At 48.6% G+C, this 1,631-nt stretch carries 3 protein-coding genes; all 3 read left to right on the forward strand.

Annotated elements, in window-relative coordinates:
* The coding region (locus tag ACFINZ_RS09495) for a ParB N-terminal domain-containing protein (RefSeq protein WP_375701399.1) at positions 1-825 on the forward strand (825 nt) is incomplete at its 5' end.
* Positions 822-1,280, forward strand: coding sequence for a hypothetical protein (locus ACFINZ_RS09500; protein WP_317992576.1), 459 nt, complete (start codon positions 822-824; stop codon positions 1,278-1,280). The genes ACFINZ_RS09495 and ACFINZ_RS09500, both read left to right, overlap by 4 nt.
* Positions 1,277-1,492 carry a DNA-binding protein gene (locus ACFINZ_RS09505; RefSeq protein WP_375701400.1) on the forward strand — a complete coding sequence of 72 codons (216 nt, stop codon included), beginning with the start codon at positions 1,277-1,279 and terminating at the stop codon, positions 1,490-1,492. Before ACFINZ_RS09500 ends, ACFINZ_RS09505 begins: the two co-directional genes overlap by 4 nt.
* The last annotated feature ends 139 nt before the right edge of the window (positions 1,493-1,631 follow it).

A 1,631-nucleotide genomic window follows, 5' to 3' on the forward strand; every position in this document is an offset into this window, starting at 1 on the left:
GGAGCGCATCGGCTTCGTGCTGCTGAGCTTTTGGGCTATAGTGACATTGATGCCGTTGTGGTGCAGGCTGATAAGGACAATGCTGCGCTTTTAGAAGTTGCGGAGAATCTGTTTCGTAATGAATTGTCGGTGATTGACCGTGCTTTGTTTGTCCAGACTTACCGCGAATTGTGGGAAAAGAAGTTTGGGGAAATTAAGGTTGGTGGGGATGGTAGTAATCAATATACAAAGGACAAAGTGGCAAAGGTGCAACTTGCACCTTTGCCAAATGATGGTTCTTCAGAGCATAATGAAACTGGGTGTGAAGGGGATGGAAAATCAAAGGGACAACTTGTCCCTTTGATCGGTGGTGAGCAATTGGGACAAGTTGATCCTATTGCTAAAATGAGCAATAGTGCAAACATTGCACAATTGCATGATGAAGAGCAATTGGGTAAACATTACCCTTTTGCTGAACATGTGGCAGATCGTATTGGTTTATCGAAACGTGCAGTGCATTATTTAACGAAAATTGCTCAGCATTTACAGCCGGAGTTGCGTTCTGTTTTGCGGGGGACGGCATTGGCGGATAACCAAGCGCAGTTGTTGAAGTTGGCGAAGATGGAGCCGGTTGCGCAACGGCGTGTGGCAATTGCTTTGCAACAGGTTGAGGGGGATTTACGGCGGGCTGTTGATTTGGTCAATGGGATTAATACGCCTCCGCAAATTAATGAACAGGAACGGATTTTTGCGCAGTTATTAGGGGTGTGGCAGAGAGCAGATGCGCAGACAAAGGCGCGGTTTTATGATTATTTGAACAAGCAATCTGGGGAGGTGCTGTCATGAAGAGGCATGGTTGCGGGCAGCTTGATTTTTTTCAAAAGCCGGTTTTTCCTTGCCGCGAACCCGTTGCGCAGATTGATTTAGGGCGGTTTCGCTCGCGCATTAAGCGAGCGATGGCGCGTGCTTTGAGAGAATGCCGGCATGAGCGCAGTGTGATTGCGGAGCGTATGGCGCATTATTTAGGGATTGGGTGTTTAAGTAAGGCGAGTTTGGATGCTTATGTTGCGGAAAGTAAGCAGGTGGATATTTCCCTGCCGCGGTTTAAGGCATTTGTGCGGGCGACAGAGGCATTTTGGCTTTGGGATGAGGTGGTGAGTGAAGATGGATTGTTGCTGTTGCAAGGGGATGAGGCACGTTTAGCAGAAATTGCGCGGCTTCAGCAGGAACAGCGGGAGATTGCAGCGCGATTGAAAGCCATGCGTGCAACGCCGGTTCGCATTAAAAGGGGGCAGCCATGAAGGAATGGTTTACTATTGCCGAATTGGCTGAAGCAGCTTTGCCAGGGTTGCCGAAAAGTAAAGGTGGATTGCGTAAGATTTTGTCGACGAAATGGCGTCATCAAAGTGGTTTGACACGTAAAGTTAAAGGGGTTTCTCGACCTATTGTAGAGGTTCACATTTCCTTATTGCCGGAGGGGGCACGGGCGGCGTTGTTGGTGCGGTTTGTGTAGAAGAAAAGACAGAGAAAAGCGATCAAAAGACAAGCATTTGGGTGCGTTATGAGGGGCTTTCCAAGGCGCATAAAAGGCGCTGTGAAGAGCGTTTGAAGGCACTTTGCTTTTGGGAAGATTTGCTCCATGCCGGTATGGG

Source organism: Bartonella sp. AA81SXKL (assembly GCF_042196945.1).
In the GTDB taxonomy this organism is placed as follows: domain Bacteria; phylum Pseudomonadota; class Alphaproteobacteria; order Rhizobiales; family Rhizobiaceae; genus Bartonella.